The organism is Kitasatospora sp. NPDC127067, assembly GCF_042724755.1.
Classification (GTDB): Bacteria; Actinomycetota; Actinomycetes; order Streptomycetales; family Streptomycetaceae; genus Kitasatospora; species Kitasatospora lactacystinica.
Genome location: NZ_JBHXEM010000012.1, coordinates 49,555 through 63,522, shown reverse-complemented (window position 1 = coordinate 63,522; position 13,968 = coordinate 49,555). Strand labels below are relative to the sequence as shown.

At 70.3% G+C, this 13,968-nt stretch carries 11 protein-coding genes and 1 pseudogene; 6 read left to right on the top strand and 6 right to left on the bottom strand.

The window, feature by feature from the left end; all coding sequences use genetic code 11:
- Positions 1-95: 95 nt before the first annotated feature.
- The gene (panB, locus tag ACFWJ4_RS07595; protein WP_380540358.1) at positions 96-965 is read right to left on the bottom strand and encodes a 3-methyl-2-oxobutanoate hydroxymethyltransferase; all 870 of its coding nucleotides are present in this window, start codon (positions 963-965) and stop codon (positions 96-98) included.
- Between the two features lie 301 nt (positions 966-1,266).
- On the opposite strand from panB, the gene ACFWJ4_RS07590 reads away from it, so the two are divergent.
- From ACFWJ4_RS07590 to ACFWJ4_RS07580, 3 genes are all read left to right on the top strand, one after another.
- On the top strand, positions 1,267-2,874 hold the full coding sequence (locus ACFWJ4_RS07590) for an MFS transporter (RefSeq protein ID WP_380540355.1): 1,608 nt from the start codon (positions 1,267-1,269) through the stop codon (positions 2,872-2,874).
- 161 nt (positions 2,875-3,035) lie between these two features.
- The gene (locus ACFWJ4_RS07585) at positions 3,036-3,665 is read left to right on the top strand and encodes a TetR/AcrR family transcriptional regulator (protein ID WP_380540352.1); all 630 of its coding nucleotides are present in this window, start codon (positions 3,036-3,038) and stop codon (positions 3,663-3,665) included.
- Positions 3,666-3,864: 199 nt separating this feature from the next.
- Positions 3,865-4,920 (top strand): endonuclease/exonuclease/phosphatase family protein, encoded by a 1,056-nt coding sequence (locus ACFWJ4_RS07580; RefSeq protein ID WP_380540349.1) that lies wholly within the window; start codon positions 3,865-3,867, stop codon positions 4,918-4,920.
- Positions 4,921-4,923: 3 nt separating this feature from the next.
- Here ACFWJ4_RS07580 and ACFWJ4_RS07575 read toward each other — a convergent pair whose 3' ends face one another.
- Positions 4,924-6,678, bottom strand: a complete 1,755-nt coding sequence (locus ACFWJ4_RS07575; RefSeq protein WP_359896942.1) for an NAD+ synthase — start codon at positions 6,676-6,678, stop codon at positions 4,924-4,926.
- A 174-nt stretch (positions 6,679-6,852) separates the two neighbouring features.
- Here ACFWJ4_RS07575 and glnA point away from each other — a divergent pair, with 174 nt between their 5' ends.
- Positions 6,853-8,214, top strand: a complete 1,362-nt coding sequence (gene glnA / locus ACFWJ4_RS07570; protein WP_380540346.1) for a type I glutamate--ammonia ligase — start codon at positions 6,853-6,855, stop codon at positions 8,212-8,214.
- Between the two features lie 232 nt (positions 8,215-8,446).
- Here the strand turns inward: glnA and ACFWJ4_RS07565 are convergent, their stop codons facing one another.
- The 3 genes from ACFWJ4_RS07565 to ACFWJ4_RS07555 form a co-directional block, all read right to left on the bottom strand.
- The gene (locus ACFWJ4_RS07565; RefSeq protein WP_380540468.1) at positions 8,447-8,656 is read right to left on the bottom strand and encodes a GntR family transcriptional regulator; all 210 of its coding nucleotides are present in this window, start codon (positions 8,654-8,656) and stop codon (positions 8,447-8,449) included.
- Positions 8,657-9,067: 411 nt separating this feature from the next.
- Positions 9,068-9,619, bottom strand: coding sequence for a hypothetical protein (locus tag ACFWJ4_RS07560; protein ID WP_380540343.1), 552 nt, complete (start codon positions 9,617-9,619; stop codon positions 9,068-9,070).
- 27 nt (positions 9,620-9,646) lie between these two features.
- Positions 9,647-10,606: a hypothetical protein gene (locus ACFWJ4_RS07555; RefSeq protein ID WP_380540340.1), complete on the bottom strand. Its 960-nt coding sequence runs from the start codon at positions 10,604-10,606 to the stop codon at positions 9,647-9,649.
- Between the two features lie 503 nt (positions 10,607-11,109).
- On the opposite strand from ACFWJ4_RS07555, the pseudogene ACFWJ4_RS07550 reads away from it, so the two are divergent.
- Positions 11,110-11,199, top strand: a pseudogene (locus tag ACFWJ4_RS07550) (glutamine synthetase); the annotation flags it as partial.
- A 180-nt stretch (positions 11,200-11,379) separates the two neighbouring features.
- Positions 11,380-12,639 carry a hypothetical protein gene (locus ACFWJ4_RS07545; RefSeq protein WP_380540337.1) on the top strand — a complete coding sequence of 420 codons (1,260 nt, stop codon included), beginning with the start codon at positions 11,380-11,382 and terminating at the stop codon, positions 12,637-12,639.
- On the opposite strand, the gene ACFWJ4_RS07540 is transcribed toward ACFWJ4_RS07545, so the two are convergent.
- Complete coding sequence (locus ACFWJ4_RS07540) at positions 12,606-13,805, bottom strand: acyltransferase family protein (protein ID WP_380540334.1); 1,200 nt, start codon at positions 13,803-13,805, stop codon at positions 12,606-12,608. The two genes, ACFWJ4_RS07545 and ACFWJ4_RS07540, sit on opposite strands and share 34 nt — an antisense overlap.
- Positions 13,806-13,968: the final 163 nt, after the last annotated feature.

Below are 13,968 nucleotides of genomic sequence, written 5' to 3'. Positions count from 1 at the left end.
GCCCCGGGTACGGCAGCGGCCGGGGCTACGACATCGGCCCCCGGGTACGGCAGCGGCCCCGCTCCGAACCGGAACGGGGCCGCGAGGAGCGGGCGTCAGTGGAAGCTGTGCTCCGCCGCCGGGAAGGCGCCGGAGCGCACGTCCTCGGCGTACGCCCGGGCGGCGTCGCCGAGGACGGTCCGCAGGTCGGCGTACTGCTTGACGAACTTGGGCACCCGGCCGGCCGTCATGCCGGCCATGTCGGTCCAGACCAGCACCTGGGCGTCGGTGTCCGGTCCGCCGCCGATGCCGACGGTCGGGATCGCCAGCTGCTCGGTGGCCTGGGCGGCCAGCTCGGCCGGGACGGCCTCCAGCACCACGGCGAAGGCGCCCGCCTGCTGGACGGCCTTGGCGTCGCGCAGCAGCTGGTGCGCCGCCTCGTCGCCGCGGCCCTGGACGGGGTAGCCGCCGAGGGCGTGCACGGACTGCGGGGTGAGGCCGATGTGGGCCATCACCGGGACGCCGGCCTCGACCAGCAGCTCGATCGAGCGGGCGCTGCGCTCCCCGCCCTCCAGCTTGACCGCGCCGACCCCGGCCTCCTTCATCAGCCGGGCCGCGTTGTGCATGGCCTGCGCGGGGGACTCCTGGTACGAGCCGAACGGCAGGTCGGCGACGATCATGGACCGCTTGGTGCCGCGGACGACGGCGGCGGAGAGCATCACCATCTGATCCATGGTCACCGGGACGGTGGTCTCGTAGCCGAGGTGGCAGTTGCCCGCCGAGTCGCCGACCAGCAGCACCGGGATGCCGGCCTCGTCGAACACGCCCGCGGTGAGGGCGTCGTAGGCGGTGAGCATCGACCACTTCTCGCCGCGCTGCTTGGCGGCGGCGAGGTCGCGGACGGTGACACGGCGGTTGGTGACCCCGCCGTAGAGGGTGGCGGTCGACGCCTGGTTCTGGGCAGGCGAAGGCGTAGAAGCGTTCATCGAACGGACTCCTGAAGGGTTGTCGTCTCGTGGCGCCGTACGGCGTCCCCGGATCACCTCCATGCTTGCACGCCCCGGCGCCCGCGCAAAGAGGGGTGCGGGCGTCCCGGTGCGATCCAGGACACACCGGGCGCGCGGGTCGCCCCCGTCGGGGTGCGCGGGCGGCCGCCGAATTTGCCTGCTCTTTACGAAACGGATTCGTCTCGTATCGTATCGCCCGCTACTCTGGTGCGGGGGGTTACGAGACGTATGCGGCTCGGAATGCCCGCCAGTGCCACACCACCACGGACGGGAAACACCCATGACCACCGCAGCCGCGCCACCCCGCGTGCCGGAAGCCATCCACCGTCGGCGCTGGGCGATCCTCGGCACCCTGCTGCTCGCCCTGCTCGTCGTCGTGCTCGACAACTCGATCCTCAACGTCGCGATGAAGACCATCGCGACGCCCGCGCCGGTCGGTCTCGGGGCCACCCAGAGCGACCTGGAATGGTCGATCAACTCCTACACCCTGGTCTTCGCCGGGCTGCTGTTCACCTCCGGCCTGCTCGGCGACCGGTTCGGCCGCAAGCGCGCGCTGCTGGCCGGCATGGTGGTCTTCGGCATCGCCTCGCTGCTGTCCGCGCTTGCCGCCTCGCCCGGTGAACTCATCGGCTACCGCGCCCTGATGGGCGTCGGCGGCGCGCTCGCGATGCCCGCCACGCTGGCGATCATCATGAACGTCTTCGAGCGCTCCGAGCAGCCCAAGGCGATCGGGATCTGGGCCGGCGCCGTCGGCCTGGCCATCGCCATCGGCCCGATCACCGGCGGCCTGCTGATCGAGCACTTCTGGTGGGGCTCGGTCTTCCTGATCAACGTCCCGATCGTGGTCGTCGCGGTGATCGCGATGGTGATCCTGGTCCCCGAGTCCAAGGACCCCAGCCCGGGCCGGATGGACCCGATCGGCGTGCTGCTGTCGATCGTCGGCCTGGTCGCGCTGATCTACGGCATCATCAAGGGCGGCGAGCTGGCCGACTTCACCGCGGTCGAGGCCTGGGCGCCGACCCTGGTCGGCGTGGTCGCGCTGGTCGCCTTCGTCTGGTTCGAGCGCCGCACCGCGTTCCCCGCGCTGGACGTCACCTGGTTCCGCAACAAGGTGTTCAGCGCGTCCGTGGTGGTCGTCGGCGTGATCTTCTTCGCGCTGATGGGCGTCTCGTTCTTCGGCGTCTTCTACATCCAGAGCGTGCGCGGCTACAGCGCGCTCCAGGCCGGTGTGCTGATGCTGCCGCTGGCCGCCGCCCAGCTGGTGTTCGCCCCGCGGGCCCGGCTGGTGGTCGACCGCTTCGGCGTCGCCGCCACCGCGACCTGCGGCATGCTGCTGGTCGCGGTCGGCTTCGTCGGCTACGTCGTGCTGACCGCCACCACCCCGATCTGGGTGCTGGTCGTGCTCGGCCTGGTGATGGGCGCCGGCATGGCACACGTCATGCCGCCGGTCACCGTCGCGATCATGGCCTCGCTGCCCCGGGAGAAGGCCGGCGCCGGCTCGGCCGTCAACAACACCTTCCGCCAGGTCGGCGGCTCGCTCGGGGTCGCCGTGCTCGGCGCGGTGCTCTCCACCGTCTACCGCGACGGGATGGCCGACACCCTGACCCACCTGCCCGAGGGCCTGCGCGACAAGGCCGGCGAGTCGCTGGAGGCCACCCTGGCCATCGCCGACCGCATCCCCGGCGGCCAGGCGCTGATCGCCCCGGCGAACGACGCCTTCGTCCACGCCATGCACGTGGTGGCCTCGCTCTCGGCGGGCGTCTCGGTGATCGGCGCCGTCGTCGCCTGGTTCCTGCTGCCGCGCCGCTCGGCCGCCCCCGCCGGCCCGGCCGGCCCGGCCCCCGAACAGCGCGGCCAGGAGCGCGAGGCCGCGGCCGCGGAGGCCTGACCAGCGGCCGGGCCCACCGTGACTGAGCGACAATGGCCCTGCCGCCCGGGTGCGCCCCGGGCGGCAGGGCCTCGGTCCGGGGCGGGCCCCCGCCGCGGACCCACCGAGGGACACCCCACGGCGCCAGCGCCGCCGGGGAGAGCGAGGGAGAGACAGCGGGGATGAAGACGGACACGCCGACCGCCGACACCGGGCAGCACTGCGCGGAGGTACGCCGTGGCCGGCCCCGGAGCGAGGCAGCCGAGCAGGCCATCTTCACGGCCGTCGAGGACCTGATGGCCGGCGGTACCGCGCTGTCCGAGCTCACCATCGAGGGCATCGCCGCCGCCGGCGGCGTCGGCAAGGCCACCATCTACCGGCGCTGGTCCAACAAGGAGGCTCTGCTGGTCGACGTGGTCAGCCGGCTGGAGGAGCCGCTGCCGGCGCCCACCGGCGCCGGCGCCCGGGCCGACCTGATCGCCCTGGTCGACCACATCCGCCGGCGCGGCCTGGCCAAGCGCACCCGCTGGGTGCTCAAGGCCGCCCTCGGCCAGATGCAGACCCTGCCCGAGCTGTACTCCGCGTACCGGGAGCGGGTGATCAAGCCGCGCCGGGAGGTCGGGCTCCGCCTGATCCGCCAGGCCGTCGCCGAGGGCGTGATCCGCGACGACCTCGACCTGGAGCTGCTCAACGACCTCCTGATGGGGCCGATCCTCTACCGCAGCATCCTGTGGGACGACTCCGACCTGGAGGACCCGGACCTGGCCCGCAAGCTGGTCGACTCCGTGCTCGAAGGCCTCGCACCCCGCTGACCCCGCCCGACCCGCGCCGCCCGAACGTGGCCTCGCTCACCAAACCGGGCCACGCCGGAACCCGCTCAGCGGGACCGACGTCTGTCCCGGCATAGGCTGAGCCGGACAATCGATCAAACCGGCACCGGTCCGGTGAGTGCCCGCCCGACGACGGGCCAGACACCGGAGCGGCGACGGCACGAGCGACGGGAGCCACTTCATGGCGCAGGCGGACAGGACCGAGCGGATCGCGGCCCCCGGGGGCGACGCCGACGGCCCGGCCCCCGCGGTGCGTCGCGGCGGCTTCCTCGGCCTGCGCCACTGGGGCCGGGACGCCCGCGGCAGCGGCACCTGGCGGCGCGGCCTGGTGGTCGCCGCGCTGGCCGTGCTCACCGCCGCGCTGCTCGCCTTCCACGCCGAGGTGCCCAACAGCGTCGGCAACCTCGGCAGCCTGCTGGAGACCTTCCTGCCCTGGCTGGGCCTGGCCGTCCCGGTGCTGCTGGTACCCGCGCTGCTGCGCCGCTCCGCCACCGCGCTGCTGGCCCTGCTGCTGCCCGTCGTGCTCTGGGTCAACCTGTTCGGCGGGCTGCTGTCCGACAAGAGCGGCGGCAAGGGCGACTGGACGGTGGTCAGCCACAACGTCGCCGCCGCCAACACCGACGTGCCGGGCACCGTCCGCACCCTGGTGGACTCCGGCGCCCAGATCGTCGCCCTGCAGGAGCTGGCCGGCCGGCAGCTGCGCTCGTACGAGACCGGGCTCGCCGGCGCCTACCCGTACCACACCGTGGAGGGCACGGTCGGGCTCTGGTCGAAGTACCCGATCGGGGACATCTCCCCGGTGGACCTGAAGATGGGCTGGACCAGGGCCTTCCGGGCCGAGGTCACCACCCCGCAGGGCCCGGTCGCCGTGTACGTGGCGCACCTGCCCTCGGTGCGGCTGAAGGCCGAGGGCGGCTTCACCGTCAACCAGCGGGACCTCAGCGCGCAGGCGCTCGGCAACGCGATCCACGCCGAGCCGCTGAAGAAGGTCCTGCTGCTCGGCGACCTCAACGGCACCATGAACGACCGCAGCCTGGCGCCGGTCACCTCGCAGATGCGCTCGGCCCAGGGCGCCGCCGGCGACGGCTTCGGCTTCAGCTGGCCGGCGGCCTTCCCGATGGCCCGGATCGACCAGATCATGAGCAAGGGCGGGCTCACGCCGGTGGACTCCCGCACCCTGTCCCGGGACGGCAGCGACCACCTCGCGGTGGCCGCCACCTACCGGTACTCGGCGTAGCGGTCAGCCGCGCCGCCAGCGGTTGGTGATCGGCAGGCGGCGGTCCCGGCCGAAGTTCTTGGCCGAGACCTTCGGGCCCGGCGGGTACTGGCGCCGCTTGTACTCGGCACTGTCGACCAGCCGGACCACCCGGTCCACCACGGCCGGGTCGAAGCCGTCCGCCACGATCGAGTCCCGGCCCTCGTCGCCCTCGATGTAGCGGGCCAGCACGCCGTCCAGCAGGTCGTAGTCGGGCAGCGAGTCGGTGTCCACCTGGTCCGGCCGCAGCTCGGCGGACGGCGGCTTGGTGATGGTGTGCTCCGGGATCGGCGGCACCTCGCCGCGCCGCACGGCCTCCTCGTTGCGCCAGCGGGCCAGCCGGAACACCAGTGACTTGTAGACGTCCTTGATGGGTCCGTAGGCGCCCACCGAGTCGCCGTACAGCGTCGAGTAGCCGACCGCCAGCTCGCTCTTGTTGCCGGGCGCGAGCACGATGTGCCCCTCCTGGTTGGAGATCGCCATCAGCAGGGTGCCGCGCAGCCGGGACTGGAGGTTCTCCTCGGCGAGGCCGGTCAGCTCGGTCGCCGCCAGGTAGGCGTCGAACATCGGGGCGATGGAGACGGTCCGCAGGGGCAGTCCGGTGCGGCGGGCCAGCTCGGCCGCGTCGTCCCGGGAGTGCTGGGAGGAGTAGCGGCTGGGCATCGAGACGCCGTGCACGTTCCGCGCGCCCACCGCGTCCACCGCGATCGCGGCCACCAGCGCCGAGTCGATGCCGCCGGAGAGGCCGATCAGCACGGACGAGAAGCCGTTCTTGGTCACGTACGCCCGGGTGCCGGAGACCAGCGCGGCCCAGATCTCGGCCTCGTCGGACCGCCGCGGCGCCACCCCGGCGGTGAGCCTCCCGGCGGGCGCGTCCTGCGGTTCGCCGCCCAGCTCGGTGCGGACCAGGTGCAGCCCGTCGCTCAGCAGCAGTCCGTCGGTGTCGTCCCCCGCGGCGGGCGGCAGGTCGAGGTCCAGCACCAGCAGGTGCTCCTCGAACTGCGGGGAGCGGGCCAGGACTTCGCCGCCCGCGCCGACCACGATCGAGTCGCCGTCGAAGACCAGCTCGTCCTGGCCGCCGACCATGTTGACGTACGCCAGGGTGCAGCCCGCCTCGGCCGCCCGGCGGCGCACCAGCTCCAGCCGCTGGTCGTCCTTGTTCCGCTCGTACGGGGAGCCGTTGATCACCAGCAGCAGCCCGGCGCCGGCCTCGCGGGCGGCGGTGACCCGGCCGCCGTCCTGCCAGATGTCCTCGCAGACGGCCAGCGCGACGTCCACCCCGTGCAGCCGCAGCACCGGCAGCTGGTCGCCGGGGACGAACCAGCGGAACTCGTCGAACACGCCGTAGTTGGGCAGGTGGTGCTTGGCGAACCGGGTCACCACCTCGCCCCGGTGCAGCACCGCGGCGCAGTTCTGCGGGGAGCCGGCCGGACGGTTGAAGCGCGGCGAGGCGTGCTCGGAGCGCCCGAGGTAGCCGACCACCACCGGGACCTCGCCCAGCCCCTCCGCGGCCAGGCGGCCGGCCAGCTCGACCAGCGCGGCGCGGGAGGCCTCGATGAAGGAGTGGCGCAGGGCGAGGTCCTCCACCGGGTACCCGGTGAGGGCCATCTCGGGGAAGGCGACCAGCTGCGCGCCGGCCTCCGCGGCCCGCTTGGTCCAGCGCACCACCTCGTCGCCGTTGCGGGCGAGGTCACCGACCCAGGGGTCGATCTGGCTCAGGGCGAGACGGAGATTGGGCATGCCCCGAGTGTAATCGTCCAACTGACGCGATGTCCTGGGCGGGAGCCTGCGGCGGGGGTCGGCGCTGCCGGGCCGGGCGGGGATCGGCCATGATGGGGGCAACCGCTTTACGAGGTCTTTCCACGGCCTCCGGGGCGTAACACGAGCGTAAAGAGCAGAGGTGAGACTGTCCCCATGGGCAAGCAGCAGCAGTTCGTGCTTCGGACGCTCGAAGAGCGTGACATCCGGTTCGTCCGGCTGTGGTTCACCGACGTGCTCGGGTTCCTGAAGTCGGTCGCGGTGGCGCCGGCCGAACTGGAGCAGGCCTTCGAGGAGGGCATCGGGTTCGACGGCTCGGCGATCGAGGGCTTCGCCCGGGTGTACGAGTCCGACATGATCGCCAAGCCGGACCCGACCACCTTCCAGATCCTGCCGTGGCGCTCGGAGACCCCGGGCACCGCCCGGATGTTCTGCGACATCCTGATGCCGGACGGATCGCCGTCCTACGCCGACCCCCGGTTCGTGCTCAAGCGCACCCTGGAGAAGGCCTCCGCGCAGGGCTTCACCTTCTACACCCACCCGGAGATCGAGTTCTTCCTGCTGAAGAACCTGCCCGGCGACGGCACCCCGCCGATCCCCGCCGACCACTCCGGCTACTTCGACCACACCCCGCGCGGGGTGGGCCACGACTTCCGCCGACAGGCGATCACCATGCTGGAGTCGATGGGCATCTCGGTCGAGTTCTCGCACCACGAGGGCGCCCCCGGCCAGCAGGAGATCGACCTGCGCTACGCCGACGCGCTGTCCACCGCCGACAACATCATGACCTTCCGGCTGGTCATGAAGGAGGTCGCGCTGGAGCAGGGCGTGCACGCGAGCTTCATGCCCAAGCCGTTCTCCGAGCACCCCGGCAGCGGCATGCACACCCACGTCTCGCTGTTCGAGGGCGACCGCAACGCGTTCCACGAGTCCGGCGCCGAGTACCAGCTGTCCAAGGTCGGCCGGTCCTTCATCGCGGGCCTGCTGAAGCACGCCGCCGAGACCGCCGCCGTCACCAACCAGTGGGTGAACTCCTACAAGCGGATCTGGGGCGGTTCCCAGCGCACCGCCGGGGCCGGCGGCGAGGCGCCGTCCTACATCTGCTGGGGCCACAACAACCGCTCGGCGCTGATCCGGGTGCCGATGTACAAGCCGGGCAAGCAGGGCTCCACCCGGATCGAGGTCCGCTCCCTGGACACCGGCTGCAACCCGTACCTCGCCTACGCCGTCACCCTCGCGGCCGGCCTGAAGGGCATCGAGGAGGGCTACGAGCTCCCGCCCGGCGCCGACGACGACGTGTGGGCGCTGTCCGACTCCGAGCGCCGCGCCCTCGGCATCCAGCCGATGCCGCAGAACCTCGGCGAGGCCATCGACCTGATGCAGCGCAGCGAACTCGTCGCCGAGACCCTCGGCGAGCACGTCTTCGACTTCTTCCTGCGCAACAAGCGCCAGGAGTGGGAGGAGTACCGCTCCGAGGTCACCCCGTTCGAGCTGCGGAAGAACCTCCAGGTGCTGTGAGCGGCAGGGCAGAGCGCTTCTCCGGGCGAGCGAGAGCCCTGGGTCGGCGACGTCGTGTCGCCGACCCAGGAGGCTTCTCACTCGCCCGGGGCCGTCTGTGGGCCGTCGAGCGCTAGAGCAGGGCGATCGCCGGGCTCCCCAGCCACCATCGCGTTGCCGGGCCACCACGACGCGGCCCAGCACGAAGTGCTGCTTCCGGCCGGGCCGTACTGGTTGTTCAGATCCTCCGCATTCAGTGATCGGCGGGAAGGGTGCGGACGCGTCGACCCCTTCCAGGGCACACTTCGAGAACGCCAGCGCCCTCCAGCTGTGCGAGGGCTCGCCGTACGGTGCCTCTTGCGGCGCCAGTTGTCTCGGTGAGCTCCTTCTCCGAGGGGAAGTCCGCCCCGATTTCGAGCTGGCGGATCAGCGCGGTGAGCTGATCGAGTACCGGAGGCCTCAGCTTGGCGTCTACGACGACCCATCCGGCTCCGGGGCGCGATTCGACAAGGCCCTTCGCGGCGAGGGAGTCAAGGGCGCATACAGCGCGTCAGCGCGTGGCCAGCCGCTCGCCGTCGCTCCTGTCTTGCGCCCCGCTTCGGCGGCGGCCGGCCGCGCACGTCGTACGTGTGGCCGGGAGGGTAACCGGGGCTAGAGCCCGCCGTGGCTGGGGTCGGGCGGCTCCATGGTTTTACCCACCTCCCAGGCTCGGGACCCGAGTCGAGCAAGAACGGGGGGCCACTCGGCTAAATTGCGGTCAGGCACAAAGAGCCTGACCGAGTCGCAACAGCCTTACGGTCCCCCGATCATGCTCGACCTCAAACCAGGCAGGACACCGGCCAAATCCGCCCCACCGCCCTGTGGATATCTGAGCTCATTCGCCGTTTCGAGTTCCTAGTGAGCGCCTATTGGCGACTTGCACCTCTTCGTAGTTTTGACTGTTCGTTCCATCGTGATCCGATACGTCAATCAATAGCCTGAAGAGCCAGATCAGGCGCACTGTCCTGACAGTGCCCACGGCTAGCAGCGCTTCAACTAGCCAGCCAGCCCAGCCAATCGACTCACGTGTGTCATAAATCATCACTGCTAGGCAGCCAATTGCTACCGCCGCCATGGATGTCAAGATGCTAACCCAGTTCCGGCGCAGGCTATCGCCGAATCTTGCGCGCAGGAACGTCATGCGGCGACCGGAGCTGGAGGCGTACTGGCTAATGGCGGCAGTGCCAAATCCGCCGATGATTGCGGCAACTGATGCTACTGTCGCATAGATGCTCATGCGTTGATCTGCTGGATGTTCAGAAAGAACATGTCTCCGTGAGAGCGCGGCATGGAGCGCTGTGATGGCAAGTGCAGCGAGCCAGTCACTTATTGGGTGTTCGCTCCAGGCGTTATGGGTGGATCGGGTGATCCATGTCCAGCGGGCCATTGCTTTCCCCCTTCGGCTCCTGTGAGCCTAGGGCACGGTACTGACAGCGTCCCGAAGCTCTCGCTCATGCTCGTTGGCGACCTGCAAGATCGCTCGTACGGCGGCCTCGTGCCAAGGGGCGCCACCTTCGCTCCGGCGCATGACGACCTGCTTCTGCGAAGTGATGTGGTCGGAGACGAAATTGATCTTCTCCTCCACGAGTTCGCCGTCGGCGTTTGTAAGCGTGACGTGGGCGATGGCGCGATCGACGGCGCCATTTTGGCCGACAAGTCCGGCATACTGGGAGATAAAGGTCTGCACATCCTCGCGCAGTTGCCTTTCACCGCGAGCCCGCGGGGTGCCGCGGCTAAAGAATCCTTGCTTGGGAATCTTCATGCTTAGGGTGATGAGCGCGTCTGGGTTGTGCCTGTGAACGCGTCGCGACATATCTCCGAGGCCGCCGATTTCGGAGGCAAGAAGGTCAGGGCCGGGACGCATCCGCATCTCGAAGAAATTTACCTCTTCCGCATTCTTCAATTTCTCCCAGGCGCTCTTGCCGATCAGGGGAATGATGGCAATGTCGCGATTCAGCCCGGAGTCCATAGAGTTCAGCCATCTCTGAATAGCGCTGATGCGAGGGGCTGACATGGTGCCCTGAAGTACGCCGATGACGTTTCCAAAGGGGAGAAAGCATGCCACGGTTGTGTCAACGATGCTGCGGTTCTCTTCAAGCTGTAGATGGTCGATATGCCCATGCTCCCAGTCGACCTGCTGGATGTCACCGTCCCGCAGTCGAGCTAGGCCAAGGTGATACTCTCCGCCTGCCGAAACTGGTTCGCCAAAGTAGACATCATTGGTGTCTCGGTAGAGGCGCTGCTGTGGCGAAATGTCGCCGATATTTGAAAGTACGGCCTGCCAATCCACTTGGGACATGCGCATATCGCCGGCCTCTTTGGGGCGAACAATCTCGTAGAAGGCGACGGTCTTCTTGCGTTCCGAACTAGCCATAAGGCACCCCCTGGCAATGTGCGCTAGATCCTCGCGCTACGCATCGGTCAGTAGTATGGCCGCATACTTGCGCCTTGGCTACCGAATGTCGCCAACTCGTTGCCGTACGGAAGTGTGTGATCATCGGACTAGTGATGCTGTGGGGCCCTCGAGGTGGATCATCTACAGACATCCCGGTCCAGGTGGTGGTTACTAGTCAGCCATAGCCAGTTCAGTGATCTTGTAGCTCTGTCCGGCATCTCAGTGTTTCCCGTGCCACAGGCGTGCCAGAACGGGTGGTATGTGCCGGTGAATTGTGGCCGCCGGCGGTGCGGTGGCCGGGGAATAGGCAGGGCAGGGGAGCCTCAGGTCACGCCGGGTATCGAACGTCTGTCCTTGTAAAGCGGTCATCCGCTCCTGGGCCGCCTGTGGGCCGTCCGGGGTCAGCCAACGGTGACCAGCAACACCGACTAACGACCGCTCCACGGCAGGTCTGGTTGATCGATTCGGTCCTGGGCCGTCACCAGTTCCTGCGCAACAAGCGCCAGGAGTGGGAGGAGTACCGCTCCGAGGTCACCCCGTTCGAGCTGCGGAAGAACCTCCAGGTGCTGTGAGCGGGTGACGGCCGCTCAAACCCCCGTCGGCCCGCTGTCGCCCAGGAGGGCGGCAGCGGGCCGTCCTATGGAGTGGACCTGCGGCGGAATCGCCGCACCGGTGGCGGAATGTGATGCTTATGTGACGGAGGGTTGTGGTCCGACCGGCCTGCTCGTCCGTCCATCCTGAAAGAGGATCACATGATCTCCTCCGTCAGTCGTGCCTCCGCCACCCGTCTGCTCCTCCGCCGGACCTGCGTCGCGGGCGCCGCCGTCGCCGCCGTCGCCGGCCAGCTGCTGGCCGCCCCGACCATCGCCGACGCCCGTGGTTCGGGCACGCCCTCCGGGCCGGAGGCGGGTGTCCAGCACGCACAGCAAGCCCAGCCCGCACAGCGCGCGCAGCGGGCCACCACGATCGCCGAGAACCAACTGCCCTTCACCACCCGGTTCGCGGGCGACTTCCACGGCTCCATCACCCGGATCAGCAACTCGCTGATGACCTGCGACGAGACCAAGGCGCCGCTCGACCCGGAGCAGCCGCCCTGCCTGGACGCCCGCAAGGGCCTCGGCCCCAGGCCGATCAACAACAAGTACGAGATGAAGTACATCAACATCGACCCGGGCTCGGTCGGCCCGCTCGGTGACGCGATCTACTCCGCCAGCTCCGCCGACCTCGGCCTGATCGACGGCTCCCAGGTCAAGTACGCCCGGCTGTACTGGGGCGGCACCCGCGGCATCGACGACGTCGTGCTGCCGGAGAACCAGATCGACGAGGTGTACCTGAAGGTCCCGGGCGAGCCCGAGTACCGCAACATCGCCAACGACCAGCCCTCCATCGGCTACATCACCACCGACGTGGAGAGCAGCTACCAGGCCTCCGCCGACATCACCGACCTGGTCAGGCAGGCCGGCAACGGCACCTACACCGTCGCCAACATGGACTCGGTGGTGAAGCCGCACAGCTGGGGCGGCTGGACGATCGTGGTCGCCTACGAGAACGAGTGCAAGCCGTACCGGCACGTCCACCTGTGGGACGGCTTCCGGGTCGAGCTGCCCGACAGCCCGCCGCGCGAGTTCGACCTCACCGGGCTGCAGACCCCGGCCGCCGGCCCGGTGGCGGGCAAGCTCGGCTTCGTGGTCTACGACGGCGACCTCAAGTGGACCGGCGACACCCTCGCCATCAAGTCCACCAACGGCCCCCTGGCACTCTTCTCGGACCTCAACCACGCCTCCAACGACGCGTTCAACTCCACCATCGAGGAGCTGTCCCCGGCCGACCAGTTCGTCCGCACCCCGTACAACCGCAACAACTTCGGCTACGACTCCAACCGCTGGGACATCTCGCCGTTCCTGCGCAACGGGGACACCGACATCAAGGTGCTGTTCGACACCGACAAGGACGGCTACGACCTCGGCGTCTTCTACGCCTACGTCAACCTGGACGGCTCCACCGAGGGCTGATCCCCCGTCGCACCACGGCGCCGCTGCCGCCCCACCCGCACCGCGCGGGTCGGCAGCGGCGCCGCCGCGTCCCGGCCCCGGTCGGCGCCGCGCAGCAGCCGCTCGCAGGGGCGCTCCACCCAGCGGTACAGCACGCCCGCGGCGGCCAGCGAACCGCCGGCCAGCAGCAGCCAGACACCGAGCGTCGCGGCCCCCGGCGCCGGGCGGCCCTGGACGGACAGCCAGCAGCGGATGCCGATCTCGTGCACCAGGTACCAGGCGAACGACCACTCGCCGAGCCGGACGGCCGCGCGGCCCGCCAGCGGCCGGGGCGGGCACCCGGCGGCGTCGCGCCGGGCGGCGGCCGCCAGCAGGGCCGCGAACAGCGGCGCGGGGAGCAACTGGGAGGCGCTGTACGGGCCGTACCAGAAGGCGTCCGGGACGGCGGCGTGCCAGGGGACCAGCAGCAGGTGCCAGAGCGCCACGGCGGCGGCCGCCGGCAGGAGCCCCGACCGCGCCGACCGCACCCGGGGGAGCGCGCCGTGCCGCACGGCCAGGCCGGTGACCACGCCGAGGACGAACTGCGGGGTCCGGGACAGCGGCAGGTAGTCCAGCAGCCAGCCGCGCACCGTCGGGTCGGCGGGCAGCAGGGCGCCGGCCGCCCAGAGCACCGGGCCGAGCGCGGTGCACAGGGCCGCGAGCGGCAGCCAGGCGCGCCGGCGCGGGGCCAGCAGGCGCAGCAGCGGCGGGAACAGCAGATAGAACCAGGCCTCGGCGCCCAGCGACCAGGAGGCCGGGTTGCCGCCGTACACGGTGGGCAGCGCCCACGGGTGCACCAGCGCCAGCGACCAGAGCGCGGCCACCACCGGAAGCACCGCGCCGATCGCCGCGTCCGCGCCCAGGGACAGCACGGTGGCCAGCAGGTGCAGCGGCCAGATCCGGGCGAAGCGGCGGCGGGCGAAGGTCAGGGCCCCGGCCGGGGCGGGCGAGGCCCCGTACGTCCAGGCCAGCACGAAGCCGGAGAGCACGAAGAAGAACGTCACACCCGAACGGCCGTACCAGGCGAGCGGGCCGAGCACCGGAAGCGTGCCCACCTTGTGGGAGAGGTGGTAGAGCACCACCAGCAGGGCCGCCCAGAAGCGCAGCCCGGTGAGCGAGGGCAGGCGGGCGGGGCCGGTCGTGGGCATCGGCGCTCCGGAGGAGGGGGCGGGGCCGCGGGCAGTGCTGCGGCGCCCGGCTGAACGAGCGCGGCCGGGACGAGGTCACGCCTACGGCGGTCGAGGGGCCGGCCGTGTCCACCCGGCGGGCGCGTCCGGCGGCGGGCACCGGGGGCGCGTAGCCTGCTAGGGC

What these genes read in the sequence shown, in the direction of transcription:
- panB (WP_380540358.1), bottom strand. Translation starts at nt 965, where the DNA reads ATGAACGCTTCTACGCCTTCGCCTGCCCAGAACCAGGCGTCGACCGCC.
- ACFWJ4_RS07590 (WP_380540355.1), top strand. Translation starts at nt 1,267, where the DNA reads ATGACCACCGCAGCCGCGCCACCCCGCGTGCCGGAAGCCATCCACCGT.
- ACFWJ4_RS07585 (WP_380540352.1), top strand. Translation starts at nt 3,036, where the DNA reads ATGAAGACGGACACGCCGACCGCCGACACCGGGCAGCACTGCGCGGAG.
- ACFWJ4_RS07580 (WP_380540349.1), top strand. Translation starts at nt 3,865, where the DNA reads ATGGCGCAGGCGGACAGGACCGAGCGGATCGCGGCCCCCGGGGGCGAC.
- ACFWJ4_RS07575 (WP_359896942.1), bottom strand. Translation starts at nt 6,678, where the DNA reads ATGCCCAATCTCCGTCTCGCCCTGAGCCAGATCGACCCCTGGGTCGGT.
- glnA (WP_380540346.1), top strand. Translation starts at nt 6,853, where the DNA reads ATGGGCAAGCAGCAGCAGTTCGTGCTTCGGACGCTCGAAGAGCGTGAC.
- ACFWJ4_RS07560 (WP_380540343.1), bottom strand. Translation starts at nt 9,619, where the DNA reads ATGGCCCGCTGGACATGGATCACCCGATCCACCCATAACGCCTGGAGC.
- ACFWJ4_RS07555 (WP_380540340.1), bottom strand. Translation starts at nt 10,606, where the DNA reads ATGGCTAGTTCGGAACGCAAGAAGACCGTCGCCTTCTACGAGATTGTT.
- ACFWJ4_RS07545 (WP_380540337.1), top strand. Translation starts at nt 11,380, where the DNA reads ATGATCTCCTCCGTCAGTCGTGCCTCCGCCACCCGTCTGCTCCTCCGC.
- ACFWJ4_RS07540 (WP_380540334.1), bottom strand. Translation starts at nt 13,805, where the DNA reads ATGCCCACGACCGGCCCCGCCCGCCTGCCCTCGCTCACCGGGCTGCGC.